Origin of the sequence: Amycolatopsis sp. 505, from assembly GCF_031625235.1 — a bacterium.
In the GTDB taxonomy this organism is placed as follows: domain Bacteria; phylum Actinomycetota; class Actinomycetes; order Mycobacteriales; family Pseudonocardiaceae; genus Amycolatopsis.
The window spans coordinates 869,772-889,146 of record NZ_JACKQP010000002.1 but is presented as its reverse complement, the minus strand read 5'-3'; the positions used below and the strand labels follow the sequence as shown (position 1 = coordinate 889,146).

At 70.2% G+C, this 19,375-nt stretch carries 22 protein-coding genes; 8 read left to right on the top strand and 14 right to left on the bottom strand.

Going from position 1 to position 19,375, the window contains the following annotated elements; translation table 11 throughout:
* Positions 1-150 precede the first annotated feature (150 nt).
* Complete coding sequence (locus tag H5965_RS11305) at positions 151-564, top strand: VOC family protein (protein ID WP_310969549.1); 414 nt, start codon at positions 151-153, stop codon at positions 562-564.
* 4 nt (positions 565-568) lie between these two features.
* Here the strand turns inward: H5965_RS11305 and H5965_RS11300 are convergent, their stop codons facing one another.
* The 4 genes from H5965_RS11300 to H5965_RS11285 all read right to left on the bottom strand — a co-directional run bounded on the left by H5965_RS11300 (position 569) and on the right by H5965_RS11285 (position 5,274).
* Positions 569-1,237 carry a DedA family protein gene (locus tag H5965_RS11300; protein WP_310969548.1) on the bottom strand — a complete coding sequence of 223 codons (669 nt, stop codon included), beginning with the start codon at positions 1,235-1,237 and terminating at the stop codon, positions 569-571.
* A gap of 130 nt (positions 1,238-1,367) precedes the next feature.
* A complete protein-coding gene (locus H5965_RS11295) occupies positions 1,368-2,189 on the bottom strand; it encodes a YceI family protein (protein ID WP_310969547.1) in 822 nt (273 codons plus the stop codon).
* Positions 2,186-4,753, bottom strand: coding sequence for an MFS transporter (locus H5965_RS11290; protein ID WP_310969546.1), 2,568 nt, complete (start codon positions 4,751-4,753; stop codon positions 2,186-2,188). The genes H5965_RS11295 and H5965_RS11290 overlap by 4 nt, the downstream gene beginning before the upstream one ends.
* Entirely contained in the window at positions 4,750-5,274 is a 525-nt protein-coding gene (locus tag H5965_RS11285) for a MarR family transcriptional regulator (protein WP_310969545.1), read from the bottom strand. Before H5965_RS11285 ends, H5965_RS11290 begins: the two co-directional genes overlap by 4 nt.
* 188 nt (positions 5,275-5,462) lie before the next feature.
* Here H5965_RS11285 and H5965_RS11280 point away from each other — a divergent pair, with 188 nt between their 5' ends.
* From H5965_RS11280 to H5965_RS11265, 4 genes are all read left to right on the top strand, one after another.
* On the top strand, positions 5,463-5,888 hold the full coding sequence (locus H5965_RS11280) for a PPOX class F420-dependent oxidoreductase (RefSeq protein WP_310969544.1): 426 nt from the start codon (positions 5,463-5,465) through the stop codon (positions 5,886-5,888).
* Between the two features lie 69 nt (positions 5,889-5,957).
* Complete coding sequence (locus tag H5965_RS11275) at positions 5,958-7,349, top strand: FAD-linked oxidase C-terminal domain-containing protein (RefSeq protein ID WP_310969543.1); 1,392 nt, start codon at positions 5,958-5,960, stop codon at positions 7,347-7,349.
* Between the two features lie 32 nt (positions 7,350-7,381).
* A complete protein-coding gene (locus tag H5965_RS11270; RefSeq protein WP_310969542.1) occupies positions 7,382-7,654 on the top strand; it encodes a type II toxin-antitoxin system prevent-host-death family antitoxin in 273 nt (90 codons plus the stop codon).
* Entirely contained in the window at positions 7,654-8,058 is a 405-nt protein-coding gene (locus tag H5965_RS11265) for a type II toxin-antitoxin system VapC family toxin (RefSeq protein WP_310969541.1), read from the top strand. Before H5965_RS11270 ends, H5965_RS11265 begins: the two co-directional genes overlap by 1 nt.
* Here the strand turns inward: H5965_RS11265 and H5965_RS11260 are convergent.
* The 4 genes from H5965_RS11260 to H5965_RS11245 form a co-directional block, all read right to left on the bottom strand.
* Positions 8,055-8,753: a VTT domain-containing protein gene (locus H5965_RS11260; protein WP_310969540.1), complete on the bottom strand. Its 699-nt coding sequence runs from the start codon at positions 8,751-8,753 to the stop codon at positions 8,055-8,057. The genes H5965_RS11265 and H5965_RS11260 overlap by 4 nt on opposite strands.
* Positions 8,754-8,798: 45 nt before the next feature.
* On the bottom strand, positions 8,799-9,134 hold the full coding sequence (locus H5965_RS11255) for a hypothetical protein (RefSeq protein WP_310969539.1): 336 nt from the start codon (positions 9,132-9,134) through the stop codon (positions 8,799-8,801).
* 26 nt (positions 9,135-9,160) lie between these two features.
* Positions 9,161-10,312, bottom strand: a complete 1,152-nt coding sequence (nagA, locus tag H5965_RS11250) for an N-acetylglucosamine-6-phosphate deacetylase (RefSeq protein ID WP_310969696.1) — start codon at positions 10,310-10,312, stop codon at positions 9,161-9,163.
* Positions 10,313-10,403: 91 nt separating this feature from the next.
* Positions 10,404-10,976: an RNA polymerase sigma factor gene (locus tag H5965_RS11245; protein WP_163046624.1), complete on the bottom strand. Its 573-nt coding sequence runs from the start codon at positions 10,974-10,976 to the stop codon at positions 10,404-10,406.
* Positions 10,977-11,176: 200 nt separating this feature from the next.
* On the opposite strand from H5965_RS11245, the gene H5965_RS11240 reads away from it, so the two are divergent.
* Complete coding sequence (locus H5965_RS11240; RefSeq protein WP_310969538.1) at positions 11,177-11,461, top strand: YciI family protein; 285 nt, start codon at positions 11,177-11,179, stop codon at positions 11,459-11,461.
* Here the strand turns inward: H5965_RS11240 and H5965_RS11235 are convergent.
* The 6 genes from H5965_RS11235 to H5965_RS11210 form a co-directional block, all read right to left on the bottom strand.
* Positions 11,456-12,322 (bottom strand): PDR/VanB family oxidoreductase, encoded by an 867-nt coding sequence (locus H5965_RS11235; protein ID WP_310969537.1) that lies wholly within the window; start codon positions 12,320-12,322, stop codon positions 11,456-11,458. The two genes, H5965_RS11240 and H5965_RS11235, sit on opposite strands and share 6 nt — an antisense overlap.
* A 121-nt stretch (positions 12,323-12,443) precedes the next feature.
* On the bottom strand, positions 12,444-13,301 hold the full coding sequence (locus H5965_RS11230; RefSeq protein ID WP_310969536.1) for a metal-dependent hydrolase: 858 nt from the start codon (positions 13,299-13,301) through the stop codon (positions 12,444-12,446).
* Positions 13,298-14,770, bottom strand: coding sequence for an NAD(P)/FAD-dependent oxidoreductase (locus H5965_RS11225; protein WP_310969535.1), 1,473 nt, complete (start codon positions 14,768-14,770; stop codon positions 13,298-13,300). Before H5965_RS11225 ends, H5965_RS11230 begins: the two co-directional genes overlap by 4 nt.
* An 81-nt stretch (positions 14,771-14,851) precedes the next feature.
* A complete protein-coding gene (locus H5965_RS11220) occupies positions 14,852-15,325 on the bottom strand; it encodes a pyridoxamine 5'-phosphate oxidase family protein (RefSeq protein WP_310969534.1) in 474 nt (157 codons plus the stop codon).
* Positions 15,326-15,327: 2 nt separating this feature from the next.
* A complete protein-coding gene (locus H5965_RS11215) occupies positions 15,328-16,239 on the bottom strand; it encodes an SDR family oxidoreductase (RefSeq protein WP_310969533.1) in 912 nt (303 codons plus the stop codon).
* A gap of 73 nt (positions 16,240-16,312) precedes the next feature.
* Positions 16,313-17,221: an aldo/keto reductase gene (locus H5965_RS11210; protein ID WP_310969532.1), complete on the bottom strand. Its 909-nt coding sequence runs from the start codon at positions 17,219-17,221 to the stop codon at positions 16,313-16,315.
* Between the two features lie 74 nt (positions 17,222-17,295).
* Here H5965_RS11210 and H5965_RS11205 point away from each other — a divergent pair, with 74 nt between their 5' ends.
* Together H5965_RS11205 and fbaA are read left to right on the top strand one after the other, a co-directional pair.
* The gene (locus H5965_RS11205; RefSeq protein WP_310969531.1) at positions 17,296-18,117 is read left to right on the top strand and encodes an LLM class F420-dependent oxidoreductase; all 822 of its coding nucleotides are present in this window, start codon (positions 17,296-17,298) and stop codon (positions 18,115-18,117) included.
* A 209-nt stretch (positions 18,118-18,326) separates the two neighbouring features.
* Positions 18,327-19,358: a class II fructose-bisphosphate aldolase gene (fbaA, locus tag H5965_RS11200; RefSeq protein WP_310969530.1), complete on the top strand. Its 1,032-nt coding sequence runs from the start codon at positions 18,327-18,329 to the stop codon at positions 19,356-19,358.
* Positions 19,359-19,375: the final 17 nt, after the last annotated feature.

The following is a 19,375-nucleotide window of genomic DNA, read 5'->3' as shown; positions in this document are numbered from 1 at the left end:
GTGTGACCGCCGGTAGGTTCCGTCCGCCTGCTGGGACGGCCGGAGACGGCGAGATCACGATCGGACCGGGAACTTGGTCACCTCGGTTTGGCCGGTCGAACGCTGTGCAACTCTGGGGAGCCGCCACGAGAAAGGACGGCTTCGGAAGCCATGGCCAAACTCATGTCCGTGCACCACCTCGCGCTCACCGTGACCGACGTGGACCGCAGCGTGCCGTGGTACGTGCGTGTCCTCGACCTCGAGGAGGTCACCCGGCGCGAAGAGCCGGACACGGGCCTGCGCAAGGTGGTGCTGCGCTCCGCCGGCGACGAGTTTTCGGTGGTCCTGGTCCAGCACGCGGACACCGGCCGCCGCGGTTTCGACGAGCGCCGGACGGGCTTGGACCACGTGGCGTTCCGGGTGCATTCGGCGGCCGAGCTGGCGGAGTGGGAGAGCCGGCTGCAGGAGTTCGGCGTGTCCTACCTGCCGGTCGCGCCCTCGCGCACCTTCGAGGGGTCCCGGGTGATCGTGTTCCGCGACCCGGACGGCATCCAGCTCGAGATCTGGACCGATCCGCAGCTCTAGACGCTCAGGCCCGGGCGTCGTCCCGCTCGTCCACCGGGCGGCGCATCTCCTGGCGGTACCGCAGCACGCCGTACCCCGTCCCGGCCACGAAGAACGCGATGCTGGCCCACAGGGCCGCCGTCTTCAGCCACGGCAGCGCGTCCAACAGCCCCGCGCCGTAATACCCCAGCAGGACCAGCGTCGGCACCCACAGCAGCCCGCCCAGGGCCGTCGCCGCCATGAACCGGCGCGGGTCCATCCGGGCCGCGCCCGCGATCAGCGGGGCCAGCGTGCGGATCCACGGGATCCAGCGGGCCGCCACGATCGCGAAGAACCCCCGGCGGTCCAGGAACCGCTGCGCCCGGTCGAGAGCCTGCCGGTTCAAGACCTTGCCGTCGCGGCGCGCGATCAGCTTCGTGCCGCTCGTGCGGCCGATGTAGTAGCCGATCTGGTTGCCCAGGACCGCGACGATCAGCGCGGCCCCGGACAGGAGCCACGCGTTGGCGTCCGAACCGTGCTGGGCCAGCACCACGCCCGCCCCGAACAGGAGCGAGTCACCGGGCAGGAACAGCCCGATGATCAGCGCGCACTCGACCAGCACGAAGCTCAGCACGATCACCCAGACGAGCAGCGGGCCGGCGGTGTCCAGCCAGCTCACGCCGACGCCCGCGGCCTCGATGCTCACGACGTTCACCCCGCGAGCCTACGTGGCCCGGGTGAACGGACCACGGCTAACGGTCAAATCGAGCTCGCCGGAAGTTTCACCTTTCACCAACGGTGAAGGCCCCCTCACCCAGCGGTGAGAGGGCCTCCGATCCGGGCGCTCAGAACTGCGGCAGCGTCTCGCCCTGCACCGCTTCGACGTCCAGCTCGATCTTCACCGTCGTGCCGACCGCCGCCACACCGGCGCGGACCATCGCGCTGTAGTTGATCGCGAAGTCGTTCCGGTGCAGCGTCGTCTCGGCGTGGAACGCGACGCGCACGCCGCCCCACGGGTCCGGGCCCCAGCCGCCGTAGGTCAGCTCGAGCTCGACCTCGCGGCGCTCGCCGTGCAGCGTCAGCTCGCCCAGCAGCGTCCACGAGTCCGGCCCGCGCCGGCGCAGCCCCGTGCTGGTGAACGTGATCACCGGGTGCACGTCGACGTCGAGGAAGTCCGGCGAGCGCAGGTGGTCGTCGCGCATCCGGATGCCGGTGTCGATGCTCGCCGCCTTGATCTCGGCGTGCACCGACGACCGCTCGGCCGGGCGGCCGATCTCGATCCGGCCGGAGACGTCCGGGAACCGCGCCTTGATGCTCGCGATGCCCAGGTGCCGCGCGGTCGCGACCACCGACGTGTGCATCGGGTCGATCACCCACGGCCCGGCGGGCGGCAGCTCGATCGCCTCGGCGACCGGGGCCAGCACGACGTCGCCGAGCGAGCCGCTGCCGTCCGAGGCGATCTGGGCCGTCCGCGCGACCGGGGTGTACCCGGCCGCCGTGACGACCGCGGTGTACACACCCGGCGCGAGCGCGTCGGTGACGACTTCCCCGCGGACGTCGGCCGCCTGCCGGGCGACCTGCCGCCCGGCCGGGTCGGTGACGGTGAGCACCGCGTGCTCCACCGCCCAGCCCTCGGCCGTGCGGAAGGTCACGCGCAAACCGCTCATGACCGGTCGACCAGCTCGTCGAGGGCCTGGTCGTAGCTCAGCCGGACGTCGTGGCCGGCCTCGCCGCCGGTCAGCTCCACCTGGCTGGTCGCCGGCGGGTAGCCGCTCGCGACCACGGTGTACGCGCCCGCGGGCAGGTCGCTGACCAGGTACCGGCCTTCGGCGTCGGTCCGCGCGACCGCGGCCACGTTGCCTTCGGCGTCGAGCACGGTGATCCGCGCGTCCGGGACCACCCGGTCGCCCTCGGTCCGCGCGGTGCCGGACAGCAGCACCGAGCTGGCCAGCTCGACGTCGTGGCGCAGCACGCCGCTGTCGGGCACAGTGAGCGTCACCGCGAAGGGCCGGTAGCCGGCGCCGCTGGCGACCAGGGTGTACGCCCCGGCGCCGACCCCGACGAACGCGTAGGTGCCGTCCGCGGTCGTGATGAACGCGCCGTTCACCTCGCCGCGGCCGTCGGTCAGCGTCACCGTCACGTTCGGCAGCGGCTGGCCGGTGGCGGCCGCCCGCACGGTGCCGGTCAGCTCGCCGGACCCGGTGAGCGTGACGTCGACCGTCGCCGGCCCGTTGCTGATCACGACGCTGGAGGCCTGCGGCTGGTGGCCGTGCGCGGACACGATGAGCACGTACGCGCCCGGGCCCTGGCTGGGCACCGAGTAGCTGCCGTCGGCGGCCCCGGTGGCCCGCGCGACCTGGCGGCCGCGCTGGTCGATCAGGGTCAGCGCGGCGCCCGCCACGTGGGTGCCGTCCTGGCGCCGGACGTGGCCGGTCACCGGCACGCCACCCGCGCCGACCGGCGCGTCGAGCTCGGCGTCGGACAGCGAGTTCGTGATCGGCAGCGCGCCCGAGACGGCCTGGTAGTCGCCGTGCCCGTTGGTGCTCAGCGCGTGCTTCCCACCGCCGACGAGGGCGGGTTCGCGGTCGACCGGACGCACCGGCTCGACGATCTCGGTGGGCTCGTCGGCGTGGTCTTCGAGCAGCGCCTCGCCGCCTTCCACGGCCGCCGCGGCCGGGGCCGCGTTGGTCAGCGGGATCTCCTTCATGAACAGGAGGACGACCGTGGCCAGCAGGGCCACCGCACCCGCGATGTAGAACACCGTGGTGATCGACTCGGTGAAGCCGATCAGCACCGGGGTCCGGATCGCCTCGGGCAGGTTCTGGATGCCGCTGGTGTTCTCCGACAGGTTGCCGATGCCCGCGCCGGCGCCGGCCGGCAGCTGCCCGCCGAACGCCTTGGTGATGTTCGGCAGCAGGGTGTTGAACAGGACGGTCAGGAAGATCGCGACACCGGCGGTACCACCGATCTGGCGGAAGAACGTCGCCGCCGCGGTCGAGACGCCCATGTCGCTGCGCGGGCCGGCGTTCTGCACCGCGATGATCAGCGTCTGCATGCACTGGCCGAGGCCGAGACCGATGATGGCGGCCGCGACCAGCGGGTGCCACAGCGCGGAGTCGTACTTGACCTGGGCGAAGAAGAACGCGCCACCGGCGATCAGGATGGTGCCGATGATCGGGAAGATCTTGTAGCGCCCGGTCTTCCCGGTGAGCCGGCCGGACACGATCGAGCTGAGCATGATGCCCGCCATCAGCGGCAGCATCAGCAGACCGGACTTGGTCGGCGTGTAGCCCTGCACGACCTGCATGAACTGCGGGATCATGGTGATCGCGCCGAACATCGCGACACCGACGATGACACCGCCGATGATGGCCACGGTGAACGTCGAGTTCTTGAACAGCCGCAGCGGGATCAGCGCGGCGTCCTTCATCAGCCGCTCGACCACGATGAACGCGATCACGCCGACGCCGCCGATGACGTAGCAGAGGATGGCCTTCTGGTCGCCCCAGCCCCACTTCTGGCCCTGCTCGGCCACGATCAGGAACGGCACGACCGCGACGATCATCGTCAGCGCACCCCACCAGTCGATCTTGTGCTTGTGCGGCGTGTGCGGCACGTTCAGCACCTTGGCCACGACGAACAGCGCGACGACGCCGATCGGGACGTTGATCAGGAAGACCCAGCGCCAGCCGTGCAGGCCGGCCAGCGAGTCGATGCCGGCGAAGAAGCCGCCCAGCACCGGGCCGAGCACGGTGGAGAGGCCGAAGACGGCCAGGATGTAACCCTGGTACTTGGCCCGCTCCCGCGGCGGCACGATGTCGCCGAGGATGGTCATGGCCAGCGACATCAGGCCGCCGGCACCCAGGCCCTGGATCGCGCGGAACGCGGCCAGCTGGTACATCGACGTCGCGAACGTCGAGGCCAGCGAGCCGGCGACGAAGATGGCGATCGCGGTCAGGTAGAACGGCTTGCGGCCGTAGATGTCGGAGAGCTTGCCGTAGATCGGCGTGACGATCGTCGAGGTGATCAGGTACGCCGTGGTCGCCCAGGCCTGCAGGTCGAAGCCGTGCAGGTCGTTGGCGATCTTGACGATCGAGGTACCCACGATCGTCTGGTCGAGCGCGGCCAGGAACATGCCGCACATCAGGCCGCTCAGGATCGTGACGATCTGGCGGTGACTGAGCCGGGGTGGTTCCTTCGCGACGGGTTGTTCGACGGTGGTGGTGCTCATGCGGTGGCCCCCTTGGCCGGTGCACCGGCGGACGCGTGGGCGTCGGCCAGCTGTGGAGAGTGGTTCTCGATACCTGTGTTGAGCCGGCCGAAGAGGCGGTTCAAGGTCTGGATGTCCCCGTCCGTCCAGTCCCCGAGCACCTCGGCCAGCCACTGGTTGCGCTGCTTGCGGTTCTCTTCGAACACCCGCATGCCCTCGCTCGTCGGCGCGAGCAGGCAGGCCCGCCCGTCTTCCGGGTCGGCCTGGCGCTCGACCAGCCCGTGCTGCACGAGCGAGCTCGACTGCCTGCTGATCGTGGAGATCTCGGAGTGGAGCGACTCGGCGAGCTTGCTGGTGCGTTGCGGGCCTTCGTGGATGAGGGTGAAGAGGATCGCGTACGCCGCCCGCTCGATGCCGTCCGGTCCCTGCTTGGAGACCTGCGACTTCGCCTTGTTGACCAGCCGGACCAAGCGGACGAGCTCGTGCCCGAGCTGGTCGGCGAGGTCCAGCTCGGCCGTGGGCCGGGTGGTGTTCGTTGCCATGACTGATCCTTCAAGGCGTTGGTTGGCGGCTGCAACTAGTTGCCTCAGGCAAGGATGTGCCTTCACTAGCGGTTATGCAAGCGGAGTACCTCGTGTTGTGGCAGAACACACTTTAGTTGTCGTATGCAAGCAAGATTCCTCCGGGTTGCTCCCGGAACAACGGCGGCCGCGGCGGGTTGAGAAGGGGTATGACCGACGACACAGCGTTGAAGGACTTCCTCGCCGCCCGCCGCCACGGGGTCCTGGCGACCATCCGCCGCGACGGCCGGCCGCAGCTGTCGACCATCACCTACCTGTACGACCCGGAGGCCGCGACGTTCGTCGCGTCGATCACCGAGACCCGGGCGAAGACGAAGAACATGCGCCGCGACGCGCGGGTGACGTTCCACGTGGGCAGCGAGGACGGCTGGAGCTACGTCGTCGCCGAGGGCCGCGCCTCGCTCACCGCCCCGGCCGCGGCGCCGGACGACGACACGGTGGAAGCGCTGGTCGACTACTACCGGCGCGCCGCGGGCGAGCACCCGGACTGGGCCGAGTACCGCGAGGCGATGGTCACCGACCAGCGCGTGCTGCTGACGGTGCACGTCGACAAGCTGCTGGGGCTGGTCCGCTGACTGCTCCGTTACGGCTGGTTTCGAAAGAAGATTTCCGCACTGCGGACTGTCCGGGCTTACGATGAGGCCATGAGCAACGAAGCTTTGGTCACCCGGCTCCGCGACCTGCTCGGCAAGAGCGCCGTGCTCACCGACTCCGACGTCACCGCGTCCTACGCGCGCGACATGATGCCGCTGGCGCCGTCGGGCACGCCGCTCGCCGTGGTGCTGCCCGCGAACACCGAGCAGGTGCAGGCGGTGGTGAAGGCGTGCGCCGAGGCGAAGGTGCCGATCGTCCCGCGCGGGGCGGGCAGCGGGCTGTCCGGCGCCGCGAACGCCATCGACGGCTGCGTCACGCTGTCGCTGACCAAGCTGAACGAGATCGTCGAGATCGACGCGGGCAACCGGCTGGCGGTCGTCCAGCCGGGCGTGGTCAACCTGGACTTCCGCAACGCCGTGGAGAAGCACGGGCTGTTCTACCCGCCGGACCCGTCGAGCTACGACTGGTGCACGATCGGCGGCAACCTGTCGACCAACGCGGGCGGCCTCTGCTGCGTGAAGTACGGCGTGACGACGGACTCGGTGCTCGGCCTGGAGGTGGTCCTGGCCGACGGATCACTGCTGAAGACCGGCCGCCGCACGGTGAAGGGCGTCGCGGGCTACGACCTGGCGCGGCTGTTCGTCGGCAGCGAGGGCACGCTCGGCGTGATCACGCAGGCGACGGTCCAGCTCAAGCCCCTGCCCCAGGCCCCGGCCACGCTGGTGGCGGGCTTCAGCACGACCGAAGCGGCCGGGGAGGCCGTCGCGCGGGTGGTGCGCGAAGGGCTCGTGCCGTCGCTGCTGGAGATCATGGACGCGTCGTCGATCAAGGCGTCGGAGGCGTACCTGAAGACGGACCTGGGGGCGGGGTCGGACTGCCAGGCCCTGCTGCTGGGCCAGTCGGACGCGGGCGGTGAGGTGGCCCGCCGCGAGCTGGCGGCGTTGGAGCAGATCTGCGTCGACTGCGGAGCGGACCTGGCGTACACGACGGAGGACCTCGAGGAAGGCCGGATGCTGCTCCAGGCCCGCCGGGTGGTCCTGACGGCGCTGGAGACGTACGGGCTGTGGCTGACCGACGACGTGTGCGTGCCGCGGACGCGCATCGCGGAGCTGATCCGCGGCTGCGAGAAGATCAGCTCCGAGGTGGGGCTGCGCATCGCGGTGGTCGGCCACGCCGGCGACGGCAACATGCACCCGACGATCGTGTACCAGCCGGACGACCCCTCGGAGTTCGAGCGGGCGCAACGGGCGTTCGACGAGATCCTCGAGGTGGGCCTGTCGCTCGGCGGGACGGTGACGGGCGAGCACGGCGTCGGCAAGATCAAGCGCGAGTGGCTGGCCCGGGAGATCGGGCCGGTGGGTCTGCGGGTGCACCAGGAGATCAAGCGTGCGCTCGACCCGGAGAACCTGTTCAACCCGGGCTCGATGTTCTCGATGACCTAGGTTGTACTACGACCGTGTACTACATTGGTTTCATGAACCGGGTAGCTGTGCGTGAGCTGAACCAGGACACCGCCGGTGTGCTGGCCAGGGTCAAGGCCGGCGAGGACGTCGAGATCACCGAACGCGGCACGGTGATCGCCCGTATCGTTCCTGCGCAGCCGAGTCCGGTCTCGGCGTTGATCGCTTCGGGAAAGCTGCACCCGGCCTCGGTGACCGGGCCGATGCCGCGCCCGCACGGACCCGTCCGGACCGACCTCGAAGCCGGGGAGCTGGTTCGCGAGCTGCGTGACGACGAACGGTACTGATGATCTACCTGGACACCGCCGCGCTGGTGAAGCTGATCCGGCACGAGGCCGAGAGCGCGGCCCTGGTCGACTGGCTCGACGAACGGCAGGGCACCATGCTCGTCACCTCGACGTTGGCCGAGGTCGAAGTATCGAGGGCTCTCCTGCGCAGCGATCCCGGATTGCTCACCGACGTTCCCGCGGTGCTGGCACGGGTCGCCAAGTACGAGATCGACGAAGTGGTGCGCCGGACCGCCGCCGCCTACCCGTCGCCGGACCTCCGGTCGTCGGACGCCATCCACCTCGCCACCGCACACGCGGTGTTCGGCAGGCAGCTCACGTCCTTCGTCACCTACGACATGCGCCTCCTGGCCGTGGCCGAAGCGCTGGGGCTGCCGACCGACAGCCCGGGTGTCGCCGCTTAGTCCCGGACGCGGGGAATCCGCTGCGTGACCTCGGGATCGGTCTCCGCAACGGCCTTCTTCTCGCGCCGCGCCTTCAGGTACTCGATCACGATCGGCACGACCGAGATCAGCACGATCAGGACGAAGATCGCGTCGATGTTCTTGCCGATGAAGGGGATGTCGCCGAGGAGGTAGCCGAGGACCGTGATGCCCGCGGCCCACAGGATGCCGCCGATCACCGTGTACGTGAAGTACGTCTTGGGGCTCATCCGGCCGATGCCCGCGATCCAGGTGATGAACGTGCGGACGAACGGCACGAACCGGGCCAGGACGACCGCCTTCGGGCCGTGCTTCTCCAGGAACGCGTGCGTCTTGTCCACGTGTTCCCGCTTGAAGAACTTCGAGTCCGGGCGGTTGAACAGCTTCGGTCCGGCGAAGTAGCCGATGTAGTAGCCCGTCACGTTGCCCAGCAGTGCGGAAACGGTCACCAGCACGCAGGTCAGCCACAGGGGGTACAGCTTGCCGCCCGCGATGAGGAGGCCCGCCGTGAAGAGCAGGGAGTCACCGGGGAGCACCGGGAAGATGCTGCTCTCGATGAAGATGACAAGGCACAGCACCGCGACCGCGGGACCGGCGACACCGTCGAGCAGGACGTTCGGGTCCAGCCATGACGGCAGCAGCGACATCGTGTTGACCGTGCTCTGGGCGAGAATCACCTCGAAAACGGTACAGGGTCACCCTGAGTCGTGACTGAGACCCGGTCAGACCAGGGTCAGCAGGCCGACCACGGACCCCGCGGCGAGCCCCAGCAGCACCGCCAGCAACAAGATCCAGTACGCCGGCAGCTGCGCCGACGCCCGCGCCGGCTCCGGCGGCCGCGGGGCGAACGTCGTCGGTGCCTCCGCGTCCAGTGCCGCGCGCTCGCGCTCCAGCGAGTCCGCGCTCGCCCCCGACAGCAGCCCGTACGCCGACGGCAGGTCGCTGGTCGGGACCGCGTCGGTGGCCGGCTCCTTGGGAGAGGCCGCGGAAGGCGCGAAGACGGCTTGCGCGCGAAGGGCGTCCGCCAGCAGCTGCTCGGGGTCCTTCGGCTCGCTCATCTCCGCCCGTCCGCTCGCAACGCAACCTAGGTACTCAAGGTAGCCGTTCCCACCTCGGCGACCCATTCTCCCCGCCGCAGCACCTTCGCCGGCCGCAGGTCCTGGTCGAGGACCACGATGTCGGCCTGGTACCCGGCGCAGAGCATGCCGGTGCGGTCCGCGATGCCGAGCAGCTCCGCCGGCCGCTGCGACGTCGCGTGCACCGCGTCGAGGATGCCGAGTTTCGCACCCCCGACCAGATTCCGGAAGGCGGTGTCCATCGTCAGGGTGCTGCCGGCCAGCGAACCGTTGTCCGCGAGGGTGGCGACGCCGTCGTGGACGTCGACCTCGAGGCGGCCCAGCGTGTAGCGGCCGTCCGCCGCGTCCGTGGCCGACATCGCGTCGGTGATCAGGACCGTCCGGTTGCGGCCCGCGTGCTTCGCCGCCAGGCGGACGACCGTCGGGTGCAGGTGGACCAGGTCGCAGATGAGCTCGATCGTGATGCGCTCGTCGTCCAGGAGCGCGCCGACCGGGCCGGGCTCGCGGTGGTGCAGCGGCCGCATGCCGTTGAACAGGTGGGTCGCCACCGTCGCGCCCGCGTCGATCGCCGGCAGCAGCTGCTCCTCGACGCCGTCGGTGTGCCCGATGGCCGCGATGACGCCGGACTCGGCCAGCTGCCGGACGGCCTTCACGCCGCCGTGCAGCTCGGGGGCGATGGTGACCATCCGGATCGCGCCCTGGCCGGCGCGCAGCAGCTTCTCGACCGTGCCGGTGTCCGGTTCGAGCAGCGTCTCCGGGTCGTGCGCGCCGCAGCGGGCCTTCGAGATGAACGGCCCCTCCAGGTGGATGCCCGCGACCTCGCCGTCCTGGACGAGCTCACGCAGCGCCGCGACCTGCTCACGCAGGATGTCCACCGGGTCGGAGACCAGGCTGGCCAGCATGGTCGTGGTGCCGTGACGGCGGTGCGCTCGCACCGCCGTCAGGAGTTCCTCGGGATCGAGGGAGGTGAACGAAGCACCTCCCCCGCCGTGGCAGTGGGTGTCGATGAACCCGGGCACGACCAGTGCCCCTCCGACGTCCACGTGCTCGCCGGACGGCGGGGTCCCGGAACCCACGCCGGCGATCCGCCCGTCGGTGACGGCCACCCAGCCGTCGTCGAGTACACGGTCCGGGGCGGCGACCCGGCCGCCCATGATCACGAAATCTCCGGCGCCTCTCACGCACCCCAGCATATATTGGTCTGGACCAAGCATGGTGATACGACTCAGTGATCGGAATGGTCCACCCGGGTCACTGTGGGGCTTGCATGGCCTTCTGGAGTGCCTCGAGCGCCCGGCTGGCGGTCGATTTCACGGTACCCTTGGAGATACCTGCGGCCTCAGAGATCTCGGCCTCGCTCAGCCCGCCGTAGTACCGCAGCACCAGCACTTCGCGCTGGCGGGGCGGCAGCTTCGACAGCGCGCTGACCACGGCCTGGTGCTCGCTGGAGAGCATCGCGAGGCTCTCCGCGGAGCGCGCGTTCACCGCGTGCGGCGGCACGTACTCGCGGGCCGTCTTGCGGCGGCGCAGCACGCTGCGCGACCCGTTGACGACCGCGGTGCGCAGGTAGCCGACCGCGGCCGCGGCGTCCCGGAGCCGGCCCCAGTTGCGGTGCAGGCCGGTGAAGGCCTCCTGGACCACGTCTTCCGCGGTCGCGGGCTCGTCGACCAGCAGAATCGCCAGCCGGACCAGCCGCATGCGGTGCTGGCGGTAGAGGTCTTCGAGGGTCAGTGGCGCGGCGGTCTGCGCCGGGGCCGGACCGTCCATGACCCGCAGGTGGCCGAGGGTCGCCTCGACACTGCGTTCCGCATTGCCCTCGAGCATGAACCCCTGCCTGTTCTCGACCCCGGTTTGCACGGTGTGCCGCGTCAGCAGGTTCACGGTATTCACAGCGCTCACACAGGTACTGACGCACGCCCAGCCTATCGGGTTCAGGTGCCGCTGCCACAGATCGCCCGCTGGTACGGAACCGTGACACGGGTAGCGTCGGACCCGACAACCCCGCGCCGACCCCGGAGATCCACATGGCCTGGTTCCTCGTCGAAATCACCTACGTCCAGGAGAAGATGCCGGAGGTCCGGCCGCGGCACCGCGAGTTCCTGAGCAAGCTGGCCGAGCAGGGCCGCGTCGCGGTCGCCGGCCCGCTCGGCGACGGCACCGGCGGCCTCACGCTGTACCAGGCCGACGACGAAGCGCACCTCATGGAGACGATCGACCAGGACCCGTACCACCTGGAAGGGGTCGTCGCGCAGCGGACCGTCCGCGAGTTCAAGCCGGTGATCGGCGCCTGGCTGCCCCAGGAGTCATAGGTCGAGCACGGTGGTGCCGCGGTCGACGCAGATCCGCATGGACCCGCCGTCGGCCGTCGGCACCGCGCACGTCCCGCAGAAGCCCTGCCGGCAGGAGTACGGCGTCCCGGGACGCGCCTCGCGCAGGACGTCGAGGGCGCTCCGGTCGCCCGGCACCACCAAGGTGCGTCCTGACCTGCGCAAAGTCAGCCGGAACGGCTCGCCGGCGACGATCGGCGGCGGGGCGAACCGTTCGAAGTGGACGGCCTTGGCCGCGGTCAGCGCCAGGTCGGCGCGGACACCGGTGATCATCGGCACCGGGCCGCAGCAGTAGACCGACGCGCCGTCCGGCAGCCCGGCCAGGAGCTCGGCGCCGGACGCCGGGATGCCGTACTCGGTGTCGGGGCGGATCCAGACGCGGTCGTCGTCTGGCAGCTCCCCGAGGAACGGCATCGACTCCCGGCTGCGCCCGGTGTAGACCAGCCGCCAGTCCGCCCCCGATGCGACGCAGCGGCGGACCATCGGCAGGAGCGGCGTGATCCCGATGCCGCCGGCGACGAACAGGAACGGCCCGGCGCCGACGAACGGGAAGGCCGTCCGCGGGCCGCGCGCGGTGACGCGGGTCCCGGGCACCAGCGCGTGGACCTCGGCCGAGGCGACGCCGATCTTCCGGACGGCGATCCGGTAGTGCGAGCGGTCGCCCTGGTCCCCGCACAGTGAATACTGCCTGGTCAGGCCGGACGGCAGCACGAGGTCGAGGTGCGCGCCCGGCCGCCAGCCCGGCAGCGGGACGCCGTTCGCGAGGCGCAGGCTCACGACCCCCTCGGCTTCGGGCCGGATCGTTTCGACGACCAGCGAAAGATCGCGGTCCACTGTGGCCACGGGCGGCCGCCGCCGACCGCTGAATTGCGACAACGGCGATAAACACCCACGACACCCACCAAAGTGGACATCAGGTGGTCGGTGCGGTCGCTGCCGTCGAGCCGGGTCGGCCGGCCGAGGGTCACTCCGCCGCCCGGGCCGCGGGCGAACTCGCCAGGTAGGCCACCGCCTGCTCGGTGTTCCCGGTCTCGGACGGGTGGTACGACTTCCGGAAGTACGGCCGGATCTCCCGCACCAGCTGACGCCCGGTCGGCAGCAACCCGCGCCGGGCCGCCCGCCGGTACCCCCGCAGCGACGCGCGTCCGGGGTGGGCCGGGTCGTTGCGCATCAGGTACCGCGTGCCTCGGGCGAAGACCCAGGCCAGCACCGGCGTCACCGCCGCCATGCTGCGGACCCGGCGTCCGTGGCGCCCGTCGAGGTGCATGAACAGGTCGAACGCCACCGACCGGTGCTCGACCTCCTCGGCGCCGTGCCAGCGCAGCAGGTCCAGCATCACCGGGTCGGCGCCCGCGTCCTCCAGGGGCGCGTCGAGCACCCACTGGCCGAGGAACGCCGTGTAGTGCTCGATCGCGGCGATGATCCCCAGCCGCTCGACCAGCCACTCCTCGGCGGCCTGCCCGGTCAGGTCACGGTCGCCGAGCAGCTTCCGGAACAGCCACTCCATCTGCGCCACGAACGGCCGCACCCGCACACCCGCCGCTTCGAGGTGCGCCGCCGCGCCGTCGTGAGCCTCGGCGTGCACCGCCTCCTGGCCGATGAAGCCGAGGACGTCTACCTTGAGCCGTTCGTCGCGGATCAGCGGCACCGCCTGCTTGAACACCTCGACGAACCAGCGCTCGCCCTCGGGCAGCGCCAGGTGCAGCACGTTGATGGTGTGCGTGGCCTGCGGTTCGCCGGGGATCCAGTGCAGCGGCAGCGCCGCCCAGCCGAACTTGACGTTCCGGGCGTGCAGGACGAGCTGCTCGTCCTGCGAAGTCATGACGCCCGGCCGGACAGCTCGTAGTCCGCCGGGTCGACCTTGCGCGTCTGGAGCCAGTAGCGCCAGGTGAAGCCCGGCCAGATGGTCCGGTTCACGCCCTGGGCGTCGAGGTACCAGCTCTTGCAGCCGCCCTGCGTCCAGACGCCCTTGACCAGCTTGTCCTGGATCTCCCGCTGGAACTCGTCCTGCACGCCCGGCCGGACGTCGAGCGCCGCGGCGCCACGGGAATCGGCGAGCTTGATGGCGTCGACGACGTACCGGGACTGCGACTCGATCATGAACACCACGGAGTTGTGGCCGAGCGCGGTGTTCGGGCCCAGCAGGAAGAACAGGTTCGGGAAGCCGGAGACGGTGATGCCCTTGTGCGTCCGCATGCCCTCGCTCGCCCACTCCTTGGCGAGGTTGCGGCCGTCGACGCCGGTGATGTCGAGGTACTCCAGCGCGTCGGTCACCTTGAAGCCGGTGCCGTAGACGATCGCGTCGACCTCGTGCTCGACGCCCGCGGAGTCGACGATCGAGTGCGCCTTGACCTCGCGGATGCCGTCGGTGTTCACCTCGACGTTCGGCCGGGCCAGCGCCGGGTAGTAGTCGTTGGAGATCAGGACGCGCTTGCAGCCCATCGTGTAGTCCGGCGTGACCTTCTCGCGCAGCGCGCGGTCCTTGATCCCCTTCGCGATGTTCCGCTTCGCGATCAGCTCGCCGGCCTTCATGATCGCCGGGTGGCCGTTGAAGCCGATGGCCCGCGCTTCGAGGAGCCAGTACAGCGCGTTGCGGTAGAGGCGCTGGGTGCCCGGGACGCGCTTGAACAGCGTCTGCGCCCACGACGGCATCGCGTGGTCGGGCTTGGGCATGATCCACGGCGGCGTCCGCTGGAAGAGCGTCAGCTCGGCGACCTCCGGGGCGATCTTCGGCACGAACTGGACGGCGCTGGCGCCGGTGCCCACCACGGCGACCTTCTTGCCGCGCAGGTCGTACTCGTGGTTCCAGCGCGCGGAGTGCCAGGTCCGGCCCTCGAAGTTGGCGATCCCGGGCAGCTCGGGGATCTGCGGGATGTGCAGGCCGCCGACGCCGGAGACGAGGAACTGCGCGACGAACTCGCGGCCGTCCTTCGTGGTCGCCGTCCAGCGGCGTTCGCCCTCGTCCCAGTGCGCGCCGGTCAGCTCGACGCCGAAGCGGATCTTCTCGCGCAGCCGGTACTTGTCCGCGACCCCCTTGAGGTAGTCGAAGATCTCCGGCTGCGGCGAGAACGACCGCGACCAGCCCGGGTTCTGCTCGTACGAGAACGAGTACATGTGCGACTGCACGTCGCACGCGCACCCGGGGTAGGAGTTGTCGCGCCAGGTGCCGCCCACCTCGGTGGCCTTCTCCAGGATCACGTAGTCCCGGATGCCGGCCTTCTCGAGCTGGATCGCCTGGCCGAGCCCGGAGAACCCGGTGCCCACGATCACGACCTTGAACCGCTCGGTCATCTGTCGGCCTCCGCTGCGTCGGGGATCCTGCCCAGATGACGTTACCTCAGGTAACAGTTACTTGGAAGTACTCCCTACCGATCAGTATGTCCCGCCGAGCTTGCCGTGGTCCCAGCTCACGACCTTGGTCGGGCGGAAGACCAGCCCGATGCGTTTCGCGGCCTGACCTGCGATGAAAGCCTGCAGTTCGGCCGGTGCGGGGTCGCCCGGCTTGGCTCCGGAGTAGCGCTGCATCAGCGCCGTCCCCATCCGGGTGACCTCGTCGACGTCCTCGACGAGTTCGACGTCGGCCTCGAACGAGACGCCGCGGAGCTTCTCGTAGCTGTCGCCGTCCTCGACCAGCACGGTCGCCTCCGGCAGGCGGCGGAGGTTCTTCGCCTTCTGCGACGTGCCGTACGTCCAGGTCGCGACGCCGTCTTCGTGCGGGAAGTACCAGAGCGGCGCGAGGTGCGGGCGGCCGTTCGGGCCGATGCTGGCGACGTTGATGACCTTCTGCTCCGCGAGGTACGCGCGCACCTCGTCCTCGGTCATCCTGATCTGGTCGCGACGGGACATCTTCACCCCTTGGTGGCGGCCCGCCCGCCGTGGCCGGTGACCGCCGACTCGAACGCGCCGCGCGCCTCGATGTCGGCCAGCGCGGCCTTGTCCGCCGACGGTACCCGGCTGCGGGAGCCGATCTCGATGACCGGCGGGAGGAACGCGCGGAACAGCTTGAGCCCGCCGACCCAGCGCGGCACGTGGATGGTCCGGGCGCGCTTGAGGATGCCGGCTTCGAGGTCGTCCAGGGCCACCTCCAGGGGGTAGGTCTTGCCGATCAGGCCGGGCATCGACGCGCGGAGCTTGCCGAACACCGGGTGCGCGTCGGCGCTCTCGACCAGGTCGGTGCGGATCCACGTCGGGTGCGCGACGCCGACCTTGACGCCCAGGTGGGCGACTTCGGCGCGCAGGCTGTTCGAGAAGGCTTCGACGCCGGCCTTCGCGGCGGCGTAGTTCGCCATGCCGGGCGCGTGCGTGATCGCGGCGAGGCTGGAGATGGCCAGCAGGTAGCCCTTGCGCTCGATGACGTGCGGGAGCGTGACGCGGAAGGTGCGCCAGACGCCGAGCAGGTCGACCTCGATCACCTTCTCGAACGCGGCCCGGTCGACCGAGCGGACGAAGCCCGCGGTCGCGATGCCGGCGTTGGCGATGACGATGTCGATCCCGCCGAAGTGCTCGACGACGCCCTTGGTGGCCTGCTCGAGGGCGTCCCAGCTGGTGACGTCGGCTTCCCACGCGCGTGCGTTCGGGCCGATGCGGTCGGCGACCTTCTGCTGCTCCTCGGCTTCGAGGCCGACGAGGGCGACCTTGGCGCCGCGCGCGGCCAGTCGTTCGGCCAGCCCGGCGCCGATGCCACGGGCGGCGCCGGTGATCAGCACGACCTTGCCGTCGACCTTCTTGGTGCCGCTCAGCAGCGAAAACGGGTTGGCCACGGTGCCCTCCTAGACGTCACTTGAGGGCACCGTACCTCAACTTACCCGCAGTAAGCTACCCAGAAGTAGGGTTCTAGGCCTCGCTCAGCGCGGCGACTTCGGCGTCGGTCAGCTCCAGGGAGACCGACGCGACCAGGTCGATCAGCTGCTCGGGTGTTCGGGCGCTGGCGATCGGCGCGGCGACCGTCGGCTGCTGCCGCAGCCAGGCGAGCGCCACCGTGGCGACCGAAACGCCGTGCGCCTGCGCGACCTCGTCCAGCGCGGCGAGCACGCGCTCGCCATCGGCGTCCAAATAGGACGCGGCGCGGGCGGCGCGCGGGCTGTCGCCGGTCTCGTCCTTCGTGCGGTACTTGCCGGTGAGGAAGCCCTTGGCGAGGGCGAAGTACGGCAGCGTGGCCAGGCCCTCGCGCGCGACGATCGGGGCGAGGTCACGCTCGTAGTCCCGCTCGACGAGGTTGTAGTGCGGCTGCAGCACGGCGTACCGCGCGAAGCCGTTCTGGTCCGAAATGGACAGTGCTTCGGCGAGCCGTTCGGCGGTGTAGTTGGACGCGCCGAGGTAGCGCACCTTGCCCGCGCGGACCAGGGTGTCGAACGCGCCCAGCGTCTCTTCGAGCGGCGTGTCCCGGTCGTCGACGTGGGCGTAGTAGAGGTCGATGTGGTCGAGCTGCAGCCGCCGCAGCGAGTCCTCGGCCGCGGCCTGGATGTTCTTCGCCGACAGGCCGGGCCGCTCCTGCCACCCGCCGACCTTCGTGGCGACGACGAAGTCGTCACGCCGGCCGCGCACGGCCAGCCAGCGGCCGAGGATCTCCTCGGAGCGGCCGCCACCGCCGTAGAGGTCGGCGGTGTCCACGAAGTTGCCGCCGGCGGCGGCGTAGGCGTCGAGCACGGCGTGCGACTGCGGCTCGTCGGCCGTCCAGCCGAAGACGTTCCCGCCCAGGTTGAGGCCGTAGACGTCGAGGTCGGTGTTGCCCAGCTTGGTCATGCTCCCGACGTTAGTCTTTTCCCGGCTCGTGGGAACCGGGAGGAAAACCGGTACTTCGTGCGTTGGGGTGTTCTATGGCAATCGAACTCGGCAAGCTCGGTATCTGGCGGCACTACTCGGGCGTCGACGCGCAGTTCGCGGCGGAGGCGGAGAAGCTCGGCTACGGCGCGATCTGGCTGGGCGCGTCCCCGAGCGGGGACCTCGCCTACGTGGACGATCTGCTCGCGGCGACGGACCGCCTGGTCATCGCGACCGGCATCGTGAACATCTGGCAGGACGAGCCCGCGGACATCGCCCGCGTGTACGAACGGATCGTGGCCAAGTACCCGGACCGCTTCCTGCTCGGCATCGGCGCGGGTCACCCCGAGGCGTCCAAGGAGTACAAGAAGCCGTACGCGGCCCTGGTCGACTACCTCGACGGCCTGGACGCGGCGGGGGTCCCGGTGGCCGGCCGCGCCCTGGCGGCGCTCGGCCCGAAGGTCCTCGAGCTGGCCGGCGACCGGACGGCGGGCGCGCACCCGTACCTGACCACGCCGGAGCACACGCGGGGCGCTCGCGAGGTCCTGGGCGAGGGCAAGCTGCTGGCCCCGGAGCAGAAGGTGGTCCTCGGCACCGACGCCGCCGAGGCCCGCGCGATCGGCCGCAAGACCGTGAAGTTCTACCTGGGGCTGTCGAACTACGTGGCCAACCTGCGCAAACTCGGCTTCACGGACGAGGACGTCGAAGGCGAGGGAAGTGACCGCCTGGTCGACGCACTGGTTCTGCACGGCGACGCGGGCACGATCGCGACCGGCGTCCGCGCCCACCTCGAAGCGGGTGCCGACCACGTCAACGTCCAGGTGCTGAACGAGGACCCGTGGCCGGCGTACCGCGCGCTGGCCGCCGAGCTGGTGTGATCCCCGTCCGGCCGCCGGTTCCCCCGGCGGCCGGACGCACTCCTTCTGAACCGATTCCACGTGCGGAGAAGTCCATCCATGCCCCCGCCGCCACCCTCAACGGAGCAGCGGAGCTGCGCTGTCTTGGATTCTTCCCGGGGACCGGTGTGCGGCGGCGGTCCACCTCGTACGATGCGGTCGGGACCACCCTGTGCCAAGGAGGAGTAACGATGCCCATCGCCACCCCCGAGGTCTACGCGGAGATGCTCGACCGGGCCAAGGCGAACGAGTTCGCCTACCCGGCCATCAACGTGACCTCGTCCGAGACCGTGAACGCCGCCATCCGCGGGTTCGCCGAGGCGGAGAGCGACGGGATCATCCAGTTCTCCACCGGCGGTGCGGAGTTCGCGTCCGGCCAGAAGGTCAAGGACATGGTGACCGGCGCGACCGCGCTGGCGGAGTTCGCGCAGGTCGTCGCGGCCAAGTACGACGTCAACGTCGCGCTGCACACCGACCACTGCCCGAAGGACAAGCTGGACGGCTTCGTCCGCCCGCTGATCGAGATCTCGGCCGAGCGCGTCAAGAACGGCCAGAACCCGCTGTTCCAGTCCCACATGTGGGACGGCTCGGCGATCGACCTCGACGAGAACCTCGAGATCGCCCAGGAACTGCTGGCCAAGACGGCGGCCGCGAACATCATCCTCGAGGTCGAGATCGGCGTCGTCGGCGGCGAAGAGGACGGCGTCGAGGCGGAGATCAACGAGAAGCTGTACACCGCCGAAGGCGACTTCCTGAAGACGATCGACGCCCTCGGCGCGGGCGAGAAGGGCCGCTACCTGCTGGCGGCGACGTTCGGCAACGTCCACGGCGTGTACAAGCCGGGCAACGTGAAGCTCCGCCCGGACGTCCTGAAGGGCGGCCAGGAGGCGGCGGCGAAGAAGCTCGGCCTGGAGCCGGGTTCGAAGCCGTTCGAGCTGGTCTTCCACGGCGGTTCGGGTTCGCTGCCGGAGGAGATCCGCGAGGCGGTGTCGTACGGCGTCGTGAAGATGAACGTCGACACGGACACGCAGTACGCGTTCACCCGCCCGATCGTCGACCACTTCTTCAAGAACTACGACGGGGTCTTGAAGATCGACGGCGAGGTCGGGAACAAGAAGGTGTACGACCCCCGCTCGTACCTGAAGGCCGCGGAGGCCGGCATGGCGGCTCGCGTCGTCGAGGCCTGCCAGGCGCTGGGCTCGGCGGGCACGAAGCTGAAGTAGTCACGCGCGAAGGGGCC

What these genes read in the sequence shown, in the direction of transcription:
- H5965_RS11285 (WP_310969545.1), bottom strand. Translation starts at nt 5,274, where the DNA reads ATGGCAACGAACACCACCCGGCCCACGGCCGAGCTGGACCTCGCCGAC.
- fbaA (WP_310969530.1), top strand. Translation starts at nt 18,327, where the DNA reads ATGCCCATCGCCACCCCCGAGGTCTACGCGGAGATGCTCGACCGGGCC.
- H5965_RS11220 (WP_310969534.1), bottom strand. Translation starts at nt 15,325, where the DNA reads ATGTCCCGTCGCGACCAGATCAGGATGACCGAGGACGAGGTGCGCGCG.
- H5965_RS11280 (WP_310969544.1), top strand. Translation starts at nt 5,463, where the DNA reads ATGACCGACGACACAGCGTTGAAGGACTTCCTCGCCGCCCGCCGCCAC.
- H5965_RS11205 (WP_310969531.1), top strand. Translation starts at nt 17,296, where the DNA reads ATGGCAATCGAACTCGGCAAGCTCGGTATCTGGCGGCACTACTCGGGC.
- H5965_RS11210 (WP_310969532.1), bottom strand. Translation starts at nt 17,221, where the DNA reads ATGACCAAGCTGGGCAACACCGACCTCGACGTCTACGGCCTCAACCTG.
- H5965_RS11245 (WP_163046624.1), bottom strand. Translation starts at nt 10,976, where the DNA reads ATGCTCGAGGGCAATGCGGAACGCAGTGTCGAGGCGACCCTCGGCCAC.
- H5965_RS11290 (WP_310969546.1), bottom strand. Translation starts at nt 4,753, where the DNA reads ATGAGCACCACCACCGTCGAACAACCCGTCGCGAAGGAACCACCCCGG.
- H5965_RS11230 (WP_310969536.1), bottom strand. Translation starts at nt 13,301, where the DNA reads ATGACTTCGCAGGACGAGCAGCTCGTCCTGCACGCCCGGAACGTCAAG.
- H5965_RS11275 (WP_310969543.1), top strand. Translation starts at nt 5,958, where the DNA reads ATGAGCAACGAAGCTTTGGTCACCCGGCTCCGCGACCTGCTCGGCAAG.
- H5965_RS11305 (WP_310969549.1), top strand. Translation starts at nt 151, where the DNA reads ATGGCCAAACTCATGTCCGTGCACCACCTCGCGCTCACCGTGACCGAC.
- H5965_RS11225 (WP_310969535.1), bottom strand. Translation starts at nt 14,770, where the DNA reads ATGACCGAGCGGTTCAAGGTCGTGATCGTGGGCACCGGGTTCTCCGGG.
- H5965_RS11255 (WP_310969539.1), bottom strand. Translation starts at nt 9,134, where the DNA reads ATGAGCGAGCCGAAGGACCCCGAGCAGCTGCTGGCGGACGCCCTTCGC.
- H5965_RS11270 (WP_310969542.1), top strand. Translation starts at nt 7,382, where the DNA reads ATGAACCGGGTAGCTGTGCGTGAGCTGAACCAGGACACCGCCGGTGTG.
- H5965_RS11265 (WP_310969541.1), top strand. Translation starts at nt 7,654, where the DNA reads ATGATCTACCTGGACACCGCCGCGCTGGTGAAGCTGATCCGGCACGAG.
- H5965_RS11240 (WP_310969538.1), top strand. Translation starts at nt 11,177, where the DNA reads ATGGCCTGGTTCCTCGTCGAAATCACCTACGTCCAGGAGAAGATGCCG.
- H5965_RS11295 (WP_310969547.1), bottom strand. Translation starts at nt 2,189, where the DNA reads ATGAGCGGTTTGCGCGTGACCTTCCGCACGGCCGAGGGCTGGGCGGTG.